The 16,543-nt window shown below is 71.4% G+C and carries 12 protein-coding genes and 2 pseudogenes; 7 read left to right on the forward strand and 7 right to left on the reverse strand.

All coding sequences use genetic code 11. From position 1 onward, the window contains the following. Positions 1-114 precede the first annotated feature (114 nt). A complete protein-coding gene (locus IEX31_RS09495) occupies positions 115-486 on the forward strand; it encodes an ArsR/SmtB family transcription factor (RefSeq protein ID WP_373285514.1) in 372 nt (123 codons plus the stop codon). A gap of 358 nt (positions 487-844) precedes the next feature. On the opposite strand, the gene IEX31_RS09500 is transcribed toward IEX31_RS09495, so the two are convergent. The 4 genes from IEX31_RS09500 to pdxR all read right to left on the reverse strand — a co-directional run bounded on the left by IEX31_RS09500 (position 845) and on the right by pdxR (position 5,494). Next, positions 845-3,037, reverse strand: coding sequence for a S9 family peptidase (locus tag IEX31_RS09500; RefSeq protein WP_188743188.1), 2,193 nt, complete (start codon positions 3,035-3,037; stop codon positions 845-847). Positions 3,038-3,080: 43 nt separating this feature from the next. After that, a complete protein-coding gene (locus IEX31_RS09505; RefSeq protein WP_188743189.1) occupies positions 3,081-3,479 on the reverse strand; it encodes a hypothetical protein in 399 nt (132 codons plus the stop codon). Between the two features lie 4 nt (positions 3,480-3,483). After that, positions 3,484-3,939 carry a LysM peptidoglycan-binding domain-containing protein gene (locus IEX31_RS09510; protein ID WP_188743190.1) on the reverse strand — a complete coding sequence of 152 codons (456 nt, stop codon included), beginning with the start codon at positions 3,937-3,939 and terminating at the stop codon, positions 3,484-3,486. A gap of 106 nt (positions 3,940-4,045) precedes the next feature. Continuing rightward, positions 4,046-5,494 (reverse strand): MocR-like pyridoxine biosynthesis transcription factor PdxR, encoded by a 1,449-nt coding sequence (pdxR, locus tag IEX31_RS09515; RefSeq protein ID WP_188743191.1) that lies wholly within the window; start codon positions 5,492-5,494, stop codon positions 4,046-4,048. Positions 5,495-5,581: 87 nt separating this feature from the next. On the opposite strand from pdxR, the gene IEX31_RS09520 reads away from it, so the two are divergent. From IEX31_RS09520 to IEX31_RS09535, 4 genes are all read left to right on the forward strand, one after another. Further along, entirely contained in the window at positions 5,582-6,316 is a 735-nt protein-coding gene (locus tag IEX31_RS09520) for a pyridoxamine 5'-phosphate oxidase family protein (RefSeq protein WP_188743192.1), read from the forward strand. Between the two features lie 338 nt (positions 6,317-6,654). Next, on the forward strand, positions 6,655-6,840 hold the full coding sequence (locus IEX31_RS09525) for a hypothetical protein (protein ID WP_188743193.1): 186 nt from the start codon (positions 6,655-6,657) through the stop codon (positions 6,838-6,840). A gap of 62 nt (positions 6,841-6,902) precedes the next feature. Further along, the gene (locus IEX31_RS09530; RefSeq protein ID WP_188743194.1) at positions 6,903-9,908 is read left to right on the forward strand and encodes a helix-turn-helix transcriptional regulator; all 3,006 of its coding nucleotides are present in this window, start codon (positions 6,903-6,905) and stop codon (positions 9,906-9,908) included. Between the two features lie 417 nt (positions 9,909-10,325). Beyond that, positions 10,326-11,198, forward strand: a complete 873-nt coding sequence (locus tag IEX31_RS09535) for a threonine/serine exporter family protein (protein WP_188743195.1) — start codon at positions 10,326-10,328, stop codon at positions 11,196-11,198. On the opposite strand, the gene IEX31_RS09540 is transcribed toward IEX31_RS09535, so the two are convergent. Further along, positions 11,134-12,243 (reverse strand): DUF998 domain-containing protein, encoded by a 1,110-nt coding sequence (locus IEX31_RS09540; RefSeq protein ID WP_188743196.1) that lies wholly within the window; start codon positions 12,241-12,243, stop codon positions 11,134-11,136. The genes IEX31_RS09535 and IEX31_RS09540 overlap by 65 nt on opposite strands. 168 nt (positions 12,244-12,411) lie before the next feature. Between IEX31_RS09540 and IEX31_RS09545 the strand changes: the two are divergent. Next, positions 12,412-12,591 (forward strand): annotated as a pseudogene (locus IEX31_RS09545) (sugar ABC transporter ATP-binding protein); the annotation flags it as partial. A gap of 29 nt (positions 12,592-12,620) precedes the next feature. Here IEX31_RS09545 and IEX31_RS19570 read toward each other — a convergent pair. After that, positions 12,621-12,881: pseudogene (locus tag IEX31_RS19570) on the reverse strand (DUF2804 family protein); the annotation flags it as partial. Positions 12,882-13,031: 150 nt separating this feature from the next. Here IEX31_RS19570 and IEX31_RS09555 point away from each other — a divergent pair. After that, positions 13,032-13,793: a TetR/AcrR family transcriptional regulator gene (locus tag IEX31_RS09555; protein ID WP_188743197.1), complete on the forward strand. Its 762-nt coding sequence runs from the start codon at positions 13,032-13,034 to the stop codon at positions 13,791-13,793. A 124-nt stretch (positions 13,794-13,917) separates the two neighbouring features. Here IEX31_RS09555 and IEX31_RS09560 read toward each other — a convergent pair whose 3' ends face one another. After that, positions 13,918-16,530: an immune inhibitor A domain-containing protein gene (locus IEX31_RS09560; protein WP_188743198.1), complete on the reverse strand. Its 2,613-nt coding sequence runs from the start codon at positions 16,528-16,530 to the stop codon at positions 13,918-13,920. Positions 16,531-16,543: the final 13 nt, after the last annotated feature.

Genomic DNA, 16,543 nt, shown 5'->3' on the forward strand with positions numbered 1-16,543 from the left:
GTCGTGGTCGTGGTCGTGGTCGTGGTCGTCGCGACGTCGATATTGACGTTCATCGATATACCGAGGTTCACGCTTGCATCGAAGTTTGTCAATATTCAGGGTAGAGTGGCTTTCGTGACCCTGACCGACCTGACGCTCGTGACCCGCGACGAGGCAGCTGCGCCCGCGGCCGTCGCGTGCTGCGGCCCGCTCACGCGCGAGACCATCAGCGCGGCCGACGCCGAGGTGTTCGCGCGCCGCCTCAAGGCGCTGGCCGACCCGGCGCGGTTGCGACTCGTGTCGATCGTCGCGGCATCCGATGGTCAGGAGGCGTGCGTATGCGACCTCATCGAACCCGTGGGGCTCAGTCAACCCACCGTGTCGCACCATCTGAAGATCCTCATGGACGCCGGGTTCCTCACGCGCTCGAAGCGTGGCACCTGGGCATACTACAAGCTGGTGCCGGGCTCGCTCGACGCCGCTGCGGCGCCGCTCGTCACGGTCTGACCGCCGTTCTGGCGGTCGCGTGGGTCCCCGTTCCTGCCGGCGGATGACCCGGGCTACGGGCTCGTCGCCGACGGCGTGCCCGGGGCGTACCCGTGAGAACGCGCCGCCGAAGTTGCCGCCGCCGCCGGCGTACGAGATCCGGCAGTGGCCCTCGCTCAGGACGGAATCGCCGCATTCGCCTGAGTCGCGTGCAGCCCCGGCCCGGGCAGCCCGTGCACGCCGGGCTCACCAAACGTTGTGCAGGAAAACTGCACTCAACCCGCCTCAGGGCGGGGGATGAGGCCCATTCTCCTGCGCGAGCTACTCGCTCTCCTGCGCGAGCCGTGGGCGTGGCGCTCGCGCCGATGCGGCCCGGTCCCTACTCGCCGCTCGGGTGCGCCTTCGCCCGGTCGATGACCCACGCATATGCGAACGCCCGCTCGCGCCACGCCGAGTACCGGCCCGAGACGCCGCCGTGCCCGGCGGCCATCTCGATCTTCAGCAGCGGGTCGGCGCCGGCGTCGCGCAGGCGGGCCACCCATTTCGCGGACTCCACGTAGAGCACGCGCGTGTCGTTCAGTGACGTCACGGCGAGGATCGGCGGGTAGTGCCCACCCCCGTCAGTACCGCCGTGCACGTTCTCGTACGGCGAATACGCCTTCATGTACGCGTACACCTCGGCGTCGTCGAGCGGGTTCCCCCACTCGTCCCACTCGATCACGGTGAGCGGCAGCGTCGGGTCGAGGATCGACGTCAGCGGATCGACGAACGGCACCTCGGCGAGGATGCCCGAGAAGTACTTCGGCGCCATGTTGGCGACGGCTCCCATGAGCAATCCGCCGGCACTGCCGCCCTGCGCCACGAGCTGGTCGGGTGCGGTGATGTCGTTGTCGATGAGGTGCTGCGCCACGGCCACGAAGTCGGTGAACGTGTTGCGCTTGGCGAGCTTCTTGCCGTGCTCGTACCAGAGCCGGCCCATCTCGCCGCCGCCGCGCACGTGTGCGACCGCGAAGATCATGCCCCGGTCGAGCAGCGACAGCCGCGGGATCCCGAAGCCCGGGTCGATGGAGTGCTCGTACGAGCCGTAGCCGTAGAGCAGGGTCGGCGCCGGCGTGCCGAACTCGACGAGGTCGGGCCGGTACACGAGCGACACGGGGATCCGCGTGCCGTCGTCGGCGACCGCCCACTCGCGGCGTTGGGCGTATCGGGCCGGGTCGTAGTCGCCGAGCACGGGCTGCCGCTTCCGGAGCCGCCGCTCGCCCGTGGCGACGACGTCGTCGTACACGGTCGCCGGGGTCACGAAGCTCGTGTACCCGATCCGCAGGGTCGGCTGATCCCAGGCGGGGTTGCCGCCGACGCCCACCGAGAAGAGCGCCTCGTCGAACGGCAGCTCGTGCAGGGTGTCGTCGGGAGTGGCATCCGCTGGTATCCCCCTCGGCGGCACCTTCGCGATCGCGACCCGCGGCAGGCCCTCGCGGCGGTACTCGACGGCGACGAAGTCGCGGAACGCCTCGACGCCCTCGAGGCGCACGGCGGGGTTGTGCGGCAGCAGCATCCGTCGCGGTCCCTGGGGGTCGGATGCCGCGACGCTCACGAGCTCGAAGTTCACGGCGCCGTCGTTGTGCACGATGAGCAGGCGGTCGCGGCCGCCGGCCACGACGTGGTCGACGTCGTACTCGACGCCGTCCTTGCGCGGCCACACGACGCGGAACTCGCCGGTCGGGTCGTCGGCGTCGAGCAGCCACGTCTCGCTCGTCACGTTCGAGCCCGCCTCGACGACCATGAACCGGCGGCTGCGCGTGAGGCCGACGCCGAGCCAGAAGCGCTCGTCCTCCTCCTTGAAGACCGGGACGTCGTCGGATGTCGCGGTGCCGACCTCGTGCCGCCAGATCGTGTCGGGGCGCCACGACTCGTCGACCGTGGCGTAGAAGACGTAGCGCCCGCTCGGGTCGAAGACCGCGCCCCCGGCCGTGCCCTCGATGAGGTCGTCGTACTCGCGACCCGATCCGTCGATGGCGCGCAGGCGCAGCGTGTAGCGCTCGTCGCCGTCGGTGTCGATCGCATAGAGGAGCGTCGAGCCGTCGGCCGTGACGTCGAAGCTGCCGAGCGCGTAGAAGTCGTGGCCGTCGGCCTCGACATTGTCGTCGAGCAGCACCTGCTCGCCCGTCAGCGGCTCGTACGAGGCATCCGTCAGGGTTTCGACAGGCTCAGCCGGCGATGGCGTTCCGGGTAGCACTGGCGGCTCCCAGTCGTCGGATGCCGCGATGGGCGCGCGACAGTGGATGCCGTACTGCATGTCCTCGACCGTGCGCGTGTAGTACCACCAGTCGCCCTCGCGGGTCGGCACCGAGAGGTCCGTCTCCTTCGTGCGGTTCTTGATCTCCTCGAAGAGCTGCTCCTGGAGGAACATGAGGTGCTCGGTGCGGGCCTTCGTGTAGGCGTTCTCCTCGTGCAGGTGCGCGATGACGGCAGGGTCGTCCTTGGCGCGGAGCCACTCGTAGTCGTCGTGCACCACGTCGCCGTGGTGCACGCGTTCGTTCGGTCGCTTCTCGGTGACGGGAGGAGTGAGCACGCATCCACGCTACGCCCTCGGTGTGGTCGGGCAGGTGCCGGCGTCAGTCGCCGGCCTCGCGCAGCTCCCACCCGTCGCCGCCGAGCGGTCGAAGCACTCCGTGCACGCGTTCCCCGTCGCGGACCGCCTGCCAGGCCAGCGGCGTCAGCTCGCCGGCCATCACGTCGGTGCCGCCCGAGAAGGTCGGCGACTCGTAGCCAGCCGAGGCCAAAGCCGTCTCCCGCGCGCTGGAATCCCAGAGGCCTGACAACGACCACGTCATCCAGACGACCGCGAGGGTGCCGACGACGAACCCGGCGTACCCGGCCTCCCGCACCGGTCGCGATCTGCAGCGGGAGCCGACCACCGATGCCATGACCGATGCGATGACGACGATCGTCGGGAAAGCGAGCGGCCACGGGTTCCACGGCTCGATGGTGACCATCGCCGTCGCGACGTCCATGCACCTACCCCGTCTTCGTCCAGTCGAGGTTGATGACGTCGCCGATGTACACGGTCTCGCCGAAGTCGTGCACCTGCGGGTTCATGCGCAGGAGCTGCTGCTGCGGCAGTTCGAATCGCTGCGCGATGTCGAAGAAGCTGTCGCCCTCGACGACCGCGTAGCTGGCCGGCACGCCGGCGGTGTCGAGTACCGGGGTGCCGGTGGCGCCGGGCCGCACGCCCGTGTCGTAGGCCGGACCCCACTCCACGACGGGCGCGGGTGCGTTGGGGACCGGCTCGGGCGGCGGCGGCGGCGGGGGCGGCGGCGGCGGCGGGGGCGTGGGTGTGGCCGTGGGCGTCGCGGTGACCGTGACCGTGACCGTGACCGGCGGCGGGGTGGGAACGGGAGCCGCAGCGCATCCGCTCAGCAGCACGGCCGCGAGACCTGCGGATGCAGCCACCAGGCTGATACCACGCGCCATCGAGCCTCCCCATCGACGTGCCTCACGGCACCCCGTCCGCAGGGTGCCGATCGTGCCAGCCTAGCGACCCCGCCGGACACGATCGGGCCCCATTCCACAGGGCGGATCACGTCACGTCGAGGGTCGCCGCGCGGATCAGCGCGAGCCCCTCGACGAGCTGCGTGTCGGCCGCGCCGGCATAGCCGAACACGATCCCGGGCTCCACCTCGCCGGGCACGGCCGAGTACTCGGCGAGGGCCGCGACCGCGACGCCCTCGCGCGCGAGCCGCGCCACCACCGCCTCGGATGCCCCGTGGTCGGCCAACCGCACCACGGCGTGCAATCCGCCGTCGAGCCCCGAGAGCGGCGCGCCGGGGATGCCGTCGAGCGCCTCGATGACGAGCCGGCGCCGGTGCCCGTAGTCGCGGCGGGTCACCGCGATGTGCCGCCGCACCGCCCCGCTCGCGAGTAGGTCGGCCGCGGCATCCTGCGCGACGCCGGGTACCGGGCAGCGCTCGTCGGTCCGGATGAGCGCCATAGCGTCGCGAAGCGCCGGGTTCTGCGGCAGCACAAGGTATCCGAGCCGCAGCCACGGCGTGAGCACCTTGGAGAAGCTGCCGACGAGCACCACCCGGGCGCCCTCGTCGAGCGAGGCGAGCGCGGGCAGCGGCGGGCCGAGGTGACGGTACTCGCTGTCGTAGTCGTCCTCGAACACGATCGCGTCGGCGGCACGGGCCCACTCCAGCAGTTCCAGTCGCGCGGCGACCGGGAGGCGTCCGCCGAGGGGGTACTGGTGGCTCGGCGTGACCATGACCGCGTCGGGCGGGTGCGGCATCCGTCGCAGTGCGTCGACGACGAGCCCGTCGGCATCGACCGCCGTCGGCACGGTCCGGGCACCGCGTCGCTCGAGGGTGCGCCGGGCCGACGGATAGCCAGGGTGCTCGACGGCGATCACGGGTGCACGGCCGGCGAGGAGGGCGAGCGCGGATGCCGCGAGTGCGAGCGCCTCGCTCGTGCCCGCCGTGACGACCACGTCGTCGGCGTCGCACGCGACTCCGCGGGCCTGGCGCAGGTGGTCGGCGATCTCGTCGCGGAGGCGTTGCACGCCGAACAGCGGCGGCGAGTCGGACGGGATCTCCAGCGCCGCGGCGTGGCGCCACGCCGAACGCCAGGCTCGGGTGTCGATGCGCGCGGTCGAGGGCCGTCCGGGTCGGAGGTCGATGCGCGGATCGGACGCCTCCACTGGTCGTCGAGTCGTCACGGGTGGCTGGGTCGTCCGGCCCGGAGGCCGCCGTCCGTGACGACTCGCGGCATCGGGGCCGGCCTCCGCGAGCGGGGCGACGCGGGTCGGCGCCCCCTGGCGCACCTCGAGGTAGCCCTCGCCGGCGAGGTGCTCGTAGGCGGCGACGACCGCGCTGCGCGAGACGCCGAGTTCCGTCGCGAGCGCGCGGGTCGACGGCACCGCGTCGCCGGGACGCAGTACGCCACCGAGGATGCCGCGGCGCAGCCCCTCGACCAGCTGCACGCCCACCGGTCGGTCGGCTTCGCGGTCGATGGCGAGGATCGGCCCGTCCATGCGTCCTCCCGAGATCGTCAACTGGACTGCCGGAAGTTGCAGGAACTGGACTACTCGGCGAACCAGTGTGCTCGTGAGACTAGCAGCGTGACCCCGACGAACGCCACGTCCCCCCGACGCATCCGCCGACTCCCCGAGCGGCAGACCGCCGACCGCATCGACCTCTTCGCGTTGCTCGACGACGAGCTCGTCGGCCACCTCGCCGCCGTCGTCGACGGCGAGCCGGTGGTCGTACCGATGGGCTACGCCCGCGACGGCGAGCACCTGCTCCTGCATGGCTCGACGGGCGGCGGGTTCGCCCTGCGCGCGGCGGACGAGCGGGCCACCGTCGCCTTCGCGGTGACCGCGCTCGACGGGCTCGTCTACGCCCGGTCGCTCTTCGACAGCTCGATGAACTATCGCAGCGCCGTCGTGTACGGCGTGCTCGAGACGGTTCCGGCCGACGAGACGGATGCCGCGCTGATCGCGCTCTCCGAGCGCCTCATGCCGGGCCGACCGGCCGAGGTACGTGGCACCACCCGCAAGGAGACCGCGGCGACCCGCGTGCTTCGCCTCGCGCTCGACGACGTGGTCATGAAGGCCCGCGCGGGTGGGGCATCCGAAGATCCCGACGACGGCGAGGACCACATCGCCTGGGCTGGGGTGGTGCCGCTCGTTCGCAGCTGGGGACCGCCCAGCGCCTCGGCGCTCACGCCCGCGGGAACGCCGATCCCGGACTCCGTGGTCGCACGCATGACCCGCTCCACGGGCGAGCCGACCCCGACCCGGAAATCCGTGGTCGCACTGAGGACCCGCCCCCCCGGCGAGCACAGACTTCACTGATGGATAGGAGGTGCGAGATGTTCGCGACCTTGCTCGTGCTCGGACTGCTCGCCGCTACGGCGATCACGACCGCGCTCGTGCAGTTGCGGCGTGACGGCTACGGCCGTACGCCCACCGTGCTGCGCTGAGCCCACACGACCCGACGAACCACCGCGCCTCCCGATCGACGATCCGTCGTTCGGCACGTCCGGGCCCCTGCCGCCCGGACCGCTCGGGGCACCTCGGGTGCTCGAAGCGTCATCCGCCCGGAATAGGGCGATCGCCCGATGAAGGCCGGGTGCCTTAGCGAGCACGCTGTAGGCATCCGGTCGGACGTATCGGACAGCTCAGGAGGAATCATGCAGCACTCGGCCGACTTCATCGCGCTCGGGACGTACCAGTCCGACGTGCGCGCCGCCGAGCACGAGATCGGCCTGCGGAAGCGAGCCGAGGGGCGCGACGACGACGACGGGACGTCGTCCACGGCCGCTCCGGAGCGCCGCCGCAGCCATCGCCGCGCGCCGCGCCTCGCCCTCCTCCGGTGAGCGTCGCGGCCGCGGTGGGCGCACCTGTGCGGGGTGTCGGCGGTGAGTGGCACCATGGGATGGTGACCACGTCAGCGCCGGCCATGATCGGTCGGGACGCCGACCTCGCGAAGCTGTACGAGCGACTCGGCGAGGTCCGCGCGGGTGCGCCCTTCACCGTCATCATCGGAGGTGAGGCAGGCATCGGCAAGACGCGGCTCATCCGCGAGTTCGAGGCCGGGCTTCCCTCCGATGTGCGACTGCTCGCCGGGCAGTGCGTCGACCTCGGCACCGTGGCGGCGCCGTACGCGCCCGTGAAGGCGGCCCTGCGCACCCTCGTCTCCGAAGAGGGCGCCGATCGCGTGCTCGACGCCGTCGGGCCGGGGCGAGCCGCGCTCGTCGCACTGCTTCCCGAACTCGCCTCGCCCGACGTCGGCGCGTCGCCACCCGCAGCGCAGGCCGCGGCGGGCGCCGCCACCGGCCAGCTGCACGAGGCCATCGCGGTGCTCCTCGAGACGTTCTCGCGTGAGCGACCGATCGTCTTCGTCATCGAGGACCTGCACTGGATCGACGCGGCGACGCTCGCCCTGCTCCGCTTCCTGATGCGCGCCCTCGGCTCCAGCCGGGTGCTCACGGTGCTGAGCTATCGCACCGAAGACGTCACCAGGGGGCATCCGGTTCGCCCGTTCCTGTCCGAGGCCGAGCGCGACCGGTGGGTCGAGCGTCGCGACCTCGGCCGGCTCTCGCGGGCACAGGTGCGCAAGATGGCGAAGTCGCTCATCGTCGACAAGATCCCCAGCGAGACCGTGCTCGACGCGGTGTTCCGCCGCAGCGACGGCGTGCCCTTCTTCGTCGAGGAGCTCGTGGGCATCGACGGATGCCGCGACGAGGGCGACGTGCCCGACACGCTCCGCGAACTGCTGCTCGCCCGCTACGAGCGCCTGTCCGAGCCGGCGCAGGAGTTGCTCCGGCTCATCTCCATCGGCGGCGTGTGCGTCTCGCACTCGATGCTCTCCGCCGTCTACACGGGCACCGCCGACGAGCTCGATCAAGCCGCGCGCGAGAGCGTGCTCACCGGTGTGCTCATGATCGACGGCGATGATTACACGTTCCGGCACGCGCTCGTGCGCGAGGCGATCCTCGCCGACCTGCTGCCGGGCGAACGAGCGCGGTTCCACGCACGGTACGCCGAGGCCTATGAGGCCGCCGCGGCCGCCGGCACGCGCCGACTCGCCGCCGAGATCTCGTTCCACTGGCTCGGCGCGCACGACGCGGGTCGAGCCTTCCCGGCGACCATGCAGGCGATGCGCGAGGCACGAGCCGCGACCGCATACGCCACCGCTGCGCAGCTCGGCGAGCGCGCCCTCGGCCTCTGGGATGTCGTGCCCGACCCGGTCGCGGCTTCGGGCACGACCAAGCTCGAACTCATGGGGCGCACGGCCTCGCACCTGCGCAATGCCGGGGAGGGCGAGCGCAGCCTCGCGCTCGTCAAGGCGGCGCTCGCCGAGTGCCCCCGTGACGACCCCAACTACCCGCGACTGCTGCGAGACAAGGCGTTGTACCTCGCCAGCGTCGGCAAGCCCGGATCGATCGAGGTGCTGGAGGAGGCACTCGCGGCGCTCGACGCACTGGGCGACCCGGGCCCGAATGAGCTGCGCGCCACGACGCTCACGGCCCTCGCCGGTCGACTCATGATCGACGGACGCCTCGACGAGTCGGTCGAGGTCGCCGAGCGCGCGTTCGAGGCCGCGACCGCGATCGGCTCCGCTCGCTACTCCTCGATCGCACTGAACATCGCGGCCGGCAGCAGAGCGACGCGGGGTGAGGTCGAGCTCGGGATCGAGCTCATGGAACGCGCGCGCGAGCTCGCCGACGGCGACGGCGCCGCCCTGCTGCGGTACTGGGTGAACGCCTCCGACCTGCACCACCTCATCGGGAACCACAAGGAGGCCGTCCGCCTCGCCGAGGAGGGACTCGCCCAGTCGCGTGAGCAGGGCGTCGAGCGGAGCTCAGGCGTCATCCTCGCCTCCAATGCCGTCGAACCGCTGCTCGCGCTCAACGAGTGGGAGCGCGCCGCGGCCCTCGTCGACCGCGCCCTGGCGCTCGACCCGCCCACGCCGTTCGCGGTCTACCTCCTGCGCGGCAAGATCTGGTCGCTGCTCTGGCAGGGTGACACGGACGCCGCCACGGAGCTGTACCGCAGCGCGCGCACGTCGATCGTGAGCGTCATGGAGGTCGAGATGCAGACGCGACTCGGTTCGGGTCGCCTCGCCGCCGAGCTCGCGCTCGCCAACGACGACCTGCCGGGCGCGTGGCGGGAGGCCCGAGCCATTCTCGACGAAGAACTGCTTCCGCTGCCCGGTTACGCGGAGCCGTACCTGTGGGTGGCGGCTCGCGTCGTGGCCGCCCTGCGCGCACGCCCGGGCGCCGTCACCGATACCGTGCGTGCCGAGGTCGAGGCGGCGGTGCCCGAATTCCGCGCCCTGCTCGAGCGGCTCGCGTACTGGCCGACCGCGTCCATGTGGTCGACCATGTTCGAGGCCGAGCTCGCCGAGGCATCCGAGGGCGCCGGCACCGGCGTCGCGGGCACCGACGTCGACGCCTGGAAGGCCGCCGTCGCGGCGACGGCGGCGCCGAGCGCGCCCGGCTTCCTGGCTCCCTACGCGCTGCTCCGGCAGGGCGAGGCCGAGCTCGCCGCGGCCGATCGCATCGGTGCCCGTGCCTCGCTGCAGGCCGCGTTCGACGTCGCGCAGTCCGGCGGGGTGAAAGCCGTGCGCGACCGCATCCTCCGCGTCGCCGCGGCGGCCGGCATCGGCCTCGAGGGCGTCGGCGGGGGCGCGGGTCTCGTCGCCCCGTCGGGCGGCATCGCCGACTCCGTGGCATCCGACGACGCGGCCGCGACCGCTGAGCTCACCGCACGCGAGCGGCAGGTGCTCGAGCTCATCGCAGAGGGCCTCAGCAACCGGCAGATCGGCGAGCGGCTCTTCATCAGCGGCAAGACCGCGAGCGTGCACGTCTCGGCGATCCTGCGCAAGCTCGGAGCGGCCACCCGCACCGAGGCGGCGTATCGCGCCGGCGCACTGCGCTGATCAGCGGGGTGGGCCGAAACACCCTGGGTCGATGGTCCCGGGCCGCCGACGGCGGGCGTGCGGCGATGCTTGGCGCATGATTCCCCTCATGAAAGGCGCCTGACATGCGAACCCGACGGATCATCGCGATCGTGCCGGCCTTCATCACCGTGCCGTTGCTGGTGTTCGGCCTGATCGACCTGCTCGAGGGAGGCATCTCCCTGCTCGTCGCGATCGCGCTCGGCATGGTCGTCTGGGCGCTTGCGCGAGTGCCGCTGCCCAAGCTGCTCCGGATCTCGGTCATCGCGACGGTCGCGATCGGGGCGCTCACGCTCGGGATCGCGATGCTCTCGCTGCCCGAGGCGACAGGTTCCGGCACCGCGACCAACCCGATCTTCCCGGTGGTCGCCCTCGTCTGGGTCTGGCGAGCGGGCGTGCTTGTGGTGCTCGCGGGAGCGATCCCCCTGCTCCTCGAGCAGGTCGACGAGCTGCAGTGCGCCGTCGACACCGCCCCGCCTGGGCGTACTCGACCCGGCATCCACGATCGACCGCATCCGGCGGATCCGCGAGATGGCGCCGCCGTACGGCCGGGCGCTGCGGGTGATCGGCTACGCGCTCCTCAGCGGCGCCCTCGCGGTGATGCCCGGCACGACGTGGACCGGCGTCGCGGTCGCCGTCGTGCTCGGCGCGATGGTGGGCGCGGCACTCCTCGTGAGCGAGCGGATGCCGAGCCGCTATGGCGCTCTCATCACGGTGGGCGTGGCCCTGGCCGTGTCCCTCGTGGTGTTCCTGCTGCTCGACGCGGGGTTCGGCCCGCGCATCCTGGCGGCGCTCATCGCGCCGCTCGTGGTGCTCCTCGCCGCCGGCATCCTGACGGCAGGTGCACTCGTCGGCGTGCCCGACTTCGACTTCGCGGAGCAACCCGAGGCGCTCGGCCCGATCGCGCCGTGGATTGCCGTCGCCGTCTTCGGCGTGGGGATCGCCGTGCACCAGTGCGCGCCGCGCCGCTCGATCCCGTGGATCCTGCTCGTCTTCTACGTCGCCTACGGCGCGCAGGTCATCGGCGATGTCTTCCTCGGCGGCGTGCTCTCGGCGTTCGCCGGTGCCGTCGTGGTCATCCCCGTCACCGCCCTCGTCGCCCGGCAGCCGTCGGGACCCGCTGCGCTCGTGAGCTTCGTGCCGGCGTTCTGGCTGCACTCTGACGCCCGATGCGCGCCGACCGCCAACCGGTGGAACCGCCGAGGGCTCAGACCGCGTAGTCCTCGGCGGGGACGCCGCCAGTCGCCGCGAGCGCGTCGACGAATCGGATGAACACCGCGATCCAGCCGAAGATGAGCGAGAACGCGAGCAGTTCGAACGCCGTGAGGTTCCAGTAGCCCACGGGTTCGAAGAGCAGCGCACCGCCGAGGAGTACGGCGATGCTCACGCCGCAGAACACGAAGAACCGTCGGGGCATCCCGCGCAGCACCCACGGCGACGAGATGAGCAGGCCGAGGAACGACAGCGACATGCCGATGGCCGACGAATTGTGCAGCAGGATGCTGACATTGAGCGGGAACAGGCCGACGCAGGCGAGCATCACGCCCATGACGATGAACACGATCGAGACGATGCGAGGCGCCCACGCGTGCGCGAGCACGCCCTGTCGCACGAGGGTCGACAGGTCGCGGTCGACGTAGATGGCGAAGGTCGTGACGAACGCGCCGGCGATGATGAGTGCGAGGTTGAAGAGCGAGCTCGAGAAGTCGTCGGAGATGCCGAGCTGGCTGAAGTGGTACTCCCACCATTGCGGGTCCTGCGACGTGGCCATGCTCGCGAGGGTCGACGTCGCCATGAACACGACGAGGAGGGTGGCGAGCTTGTTCGTGGTGATCGACGAGACCGACAGATAGGTCCAGTACCCGAGGAGGCCCGCCGCGGCGGCGGTCGCGCCCGTGCCGACCCACGCATCGACGACCAGGCCCTCGAAGCTGCGTTGCAGCAGCACGAACGTCGTGACGGAGAGGATCGCGGCGATGATCGCGTGCACCGCCGAGACCGTGGCGATGTCGATCGTGAACTTCCAGGGTCGGAGGGTGTGCCGCCACTCCTGGCCGGGCAGGTTGCGAGCACGCCAGTACCCGGTCGCGCCGAGCGCGATGCCGGCGACGAGCACGGCCACTGCGGCGACGATCCCGACCGAGAGCCCTCCCCAGAGCGGCCAGAGCCCACCTGCGAAGATGAACGCCGCGACGATGCCGCTCGCGGCCGCGGCGATGGCGCCGGCGACCAGGGCCTCGGTCTCGACGGCGACCCGCCGCTGCGGTGGGGCTTCGTGGGATTCGGCGGCCGGGGCCGCCGTCGTAGCTGCTGGCATGGGCACATCGTACGACCGCGCACGCCGTTCTCCCGCGACGCCACGGTGACCTGACGTCAGCTTCATTGCACGGCCCATGCTACGTCGCCGCTTCCACAACGCCGGTGCCCAGTGCGAGCTCCAGCGCGGCATCCTCCGGCCGCGTGCTCGGGCCGCCTCGAACTCGGCCGCCTGGGCGGAGACCGCGGCATCCCCGTGATCCTCATCTCGCACAACATGCCGCACGTCTTCGACGTGGCCGACCGCATCCACATCCGGCGGCTCGGAAAGCGGGCGGCGACCATCACGCCGGAGTCGCACCCCATGACCGACGCCGTCGCCATCATGACCGGCGCGGCCGCCGCATGAGCCGGCCAAGCGCGGTCGACGGCCGCGAGCGCAGTGCGCGCGAAGCGATCGTGGAAGGGCTGGAACCGCAGGTCGACTCGCGGGTCGCTGATCGACCACGGGGCGAGCCAGTCGCCGGCGTCGAAGCACGGGTCGAGCTCGTCGCCGAGCTTGTGCAGTCGCCCGTCGATCGAGATCGCGTTCTCGGTCGACCGGTGCCGCGGGTCCAGAGGCCGCCGAGCTGCAGGCCGAGGCGGCGTCCGCGTTCGATACCGGGTGCCGCGCCACGGGTTCGGTGAGCTCGCGCTCACGCGTCCTCGTGCCGGGATCGCCCACGTCGCCTTCTCGGGTTCCCGCCCGGATCATCGCAGAGGGGGGCGCGCGTGCGCCAGCGGCGAGGCGTCCGCCGCGGCGTGCGGTGGAGGCCGAGCCGGTACGGTGGGGTGGACCACGAGGAGCACATGAGACCCGGACCGAGGCGCAGCATCAGCCAGACCGACATCGTCGCCGCGGCGTTCGAGATCGTCGAGCAGAAGGGCTTCTCCGCCGTGTCGGTGCGCGGGGTAGCGGCGTCGGTCGGCCTCACGCCGACGGCGCTCTACACGTACTTCCCGTCGAAGAACGCGCTGCTGCGGGCCATGGTGGAGCAGCTCCTGTCGACGGTCGACATCGACGCGGCATCCGAGGTCGACGGGCCATCCGAGGTCGACGGGCGTTCCGGAGTCGACGGGGGCTCCGGAGTCGACGGGCGTTCCGGAGTCGCCGCGGCATGGCGCGACCGCGTGCACGCGCACGCCGCCGCCCTGCGCGCGCGGCTCGCCGAGCACGTCGGCGCGATCGTGCTCGTGACGAGGGGCCCCCTCGACGGACCGCACGCGCTCGGCCTCAACGAGTCCCTCGTCGCGGGGTTCGTCGCCGACGGGATGCCGCACGCCGACGCCGCACGCGCGGCGCGGGCCGTGCGGGCCTACGTGCTCGGCGTCGCCGTGCTCGACGCGGCCGAGCGTGCGGGTGGTCCGGCCGGGGCGTCGCCGTCGGCGGCCGGCGACACGCTGTGGTCGGATGCTGCGGCATTCCCGCTCACCGCGGCGACCACGGGCCTCGCCGGCGACGGCCTCGACTGGGGACTCGACCGGCTGCTCGACGGCTTCGAGATGAGGTCGACGGCGCCGGATCAGGCCGGATCCGGGTCGATCGCGCCTGATCTCGTCAGGTCAGCCTGATCTCATCGGGTACACCTGATCGCGGGTGCGCGCACGTGGCCGGACCCGCGTGCGCCGCTGCCGCCGGACGCGACGAGGCGCCGACCCATGAGGGGCCGGCGCCTCGCCGGTGGAGCGGGTCAGCTCACCCCGCGGTCGGCGGGGTGATCCGGATGATCGCCGCCCGGTTGCCGTTGAGGGCCTGCAGGACCTCGACGACCGTGCCGTAGCCGACACCCGAGTCGGCGGGGTTGCCCGACCCGAACGGCCCGAGCCCGATGTCGAGCCCGTCGTACGCCGGGAGTCGGTTGCCCTCGAGGTCGTACAGCGGCGTCGAGTACTGCGCATTGCCGACCGAGGGCACCACGGCCGAAGCGTCACGGTCGCGGTAGAACAGCGCGCCGTCGGACTCGCGCAGGGCGAAGCCTGGCACCCAGCCCTGGTCGTCGGTGAAGGTGCTCACGGGCGCCTGCGCCGCGACATCCGTGCAGTACTCGACCGTGACGTCCGCACCCGTGAAGCACTCCGTGAACGGGTACGTCTCGGAGAGCCCGAACGCGGCGTTCGAGGACTGCGCACGCGAGGGCATCGCGTTCATCGTCGTCGGGTCGGCGTCGGCTGCAGCCCCGGTGCGCTGGAGCGGATCGAAGTGGCTGTCGACGATGAGCAGGCCGCCCTTGGCGCCGAAGCTCGGCAGCGCGGTCTCGTTCGACAGGATCTGGTTCGAGTTGCCGTACGTCGTGTCGCGGTACCAGACCAGGGCGCCTGGCGCGTTGTAGGCGAGCTTCTCGACCTTCCACGCGTCCACGCTGTACACCGAGTTGTAGGCGTACTTCAGGCCCTCGTCGAAGCCGTCGAAGTTGCGCCATTCGACCAGGTAGTACTGTGCCTTCACCGAGGTGCCGGTGTCGATGCGCCAGCCGGGGCCGGTCGTCGTCGTGAACGAGGCGACCTCGGTCGTCCAGCCGTTCTCGCCGCCCTCGACGTCGTCGGCCCACACCGCGGTTGCGCCGCTGGTGAGCGAGAAGTCGTCGCTGAACCAGCCGCGGTCGAGGTAGGCGGCATCGGTCGCCTGACGCAGGCGCAGGTCGACGGTCTTGCCGGCGTAGGCGGCGAGATCGACGTAGTGGTGCGCCCAACCGTGCGAGTCGCCCGTGAGGCCGTACTTCTTGCCGCCGTAGTCGGCCATGCGGCCGTTCGGGTCGGCGTAGCCGTCGGGCGTGGAGACCTCGGTGCCGTCCTCGGCGTAGACCTTTAGCTCGGTCCAGCTCGACCCGCCGTCGGTCGAGACCTCGACGAAGCCGTAGTCCCAGTCCGCCTCGATCACGTAGTCGTTCCACATCCAGAACTTCGCATCGGCCGGCACGTCCACGATGGTGCGGCCCAGGCGGATGTCGGCCCAGTCCTGGTCCGCCCCGGTGTACCACATGTTCTCGCCGCTGTGCGGCTCGGTGAGCGTGATGACCTTGTCGGGGAGGTTGATCTTGACGCCGTCCTGCGTGCCCTTCTTGGGCCGCGAGGTCTGGCCGACCTTCACGTCGCGCGTCTCGCCGCCCGGGTTCATGACGAGCGGGTCGGCCCAGCCGAGCACCCACTTGTCCCAGAGGCCCATGTGCGTGGGTATCGACTGGAAGATCGGTCCCGAGTGCGACCCGGTGGACATGAGGTCCCAGAAGTCGACGTCGGAGCTGCCGGCGCCAGACGTGTCGTACAGGTCGGGCAGGCCGAGGTCGTGGCCGTACTCGTGCGCGAACACGCCGACGCCCGAGTCCTCGGGCTGCACGATGTAGTTCGACAGCGTGAGGTCGGTGCCGGGGATCGGCGCGCCGCCGGCGACCGCCGAGGAGTGCGCCCAGATGGCGTAGGTGCCCTCGGCGCCGCCGCCCCCGGACTTGTCCTCACCGGCGTGCACGAGCACGACGTGGTCGATCACGTCGTCGGGCTCGAGGAAGTTCCCGTCGCCGTCGCGGTCCGCCTGGTCCTCGACGTCGTAGTCGGACCACGGGAATTCGGGCTGCGCGGCGGCGAGCGCCGCAACCGCGTCGATGGGCAGTTGGCCCGGGCCGAGCGGGTTGTCGGGGTGACCCTGCATGTCCTGGATGGCGCCGGCCTCGTACTCGCCCGCTTCATTCTGGAAGCAGAGGCTCGCACCGTAGTACGCCTCGGAGTGCGGCACGGTGACCCACGGGGTCGCCGCACCGGTCACGGTGTAGGCGCCGCGGGACATCTCCTCGTACATGGCCTTCATGGTGTAGCCCGAGATGTCGATGCCGGGCTGCCCGTCGGGGCCGGTGAGGTCGAGGCGTACACGCTCGGTGATGCCCTCGTCGGTGAAGAGCATCTTGTTGAAGTGCTCCGACGAGAAGTCGGGCACCCACATCGTGCTGTTGTCCTCGAGCTCGTACGTGGCCGGATCGGGGATGCTGTTGTGGAGCGGACCGCTCTGCACGTCGCCGGGCTTGCACTCGGTGGCCCCGAACTCGGTCGGCACCTGCAGGCCGGTGAAGTCATCGGCGGCGTCCTCGCTGAATTCGACGAGGATCGTGAGGAGCTTCGCCTCCTGCGTCGACTTCGAGCTCTTCAGGTTCTTGAGTTCCTTGGGGCTCTTGCCGGTCTCGATCGACTTCGCCTCGAGCTTGGCGAGCCCGCGCGCCGCCGTCGGGTTGCCCTGGCTGAACTTGCGGTCGAGCGCTGTGATGACCTTCCACGTTCCGGCGGCCGGGGCGCCGCTCTTCCAATCCGCGCTCGCGAACTTCAATCCCTACGGCGGC

Source organism: Agromyces bauzanensis (assembly GCF_014645655.1).
GTDB lineage: Bacteria > Actinomycetota > Actinomycetes > Actinomycetales > Microbacteriaceae > Agromyces > Agromyces bauzanensis.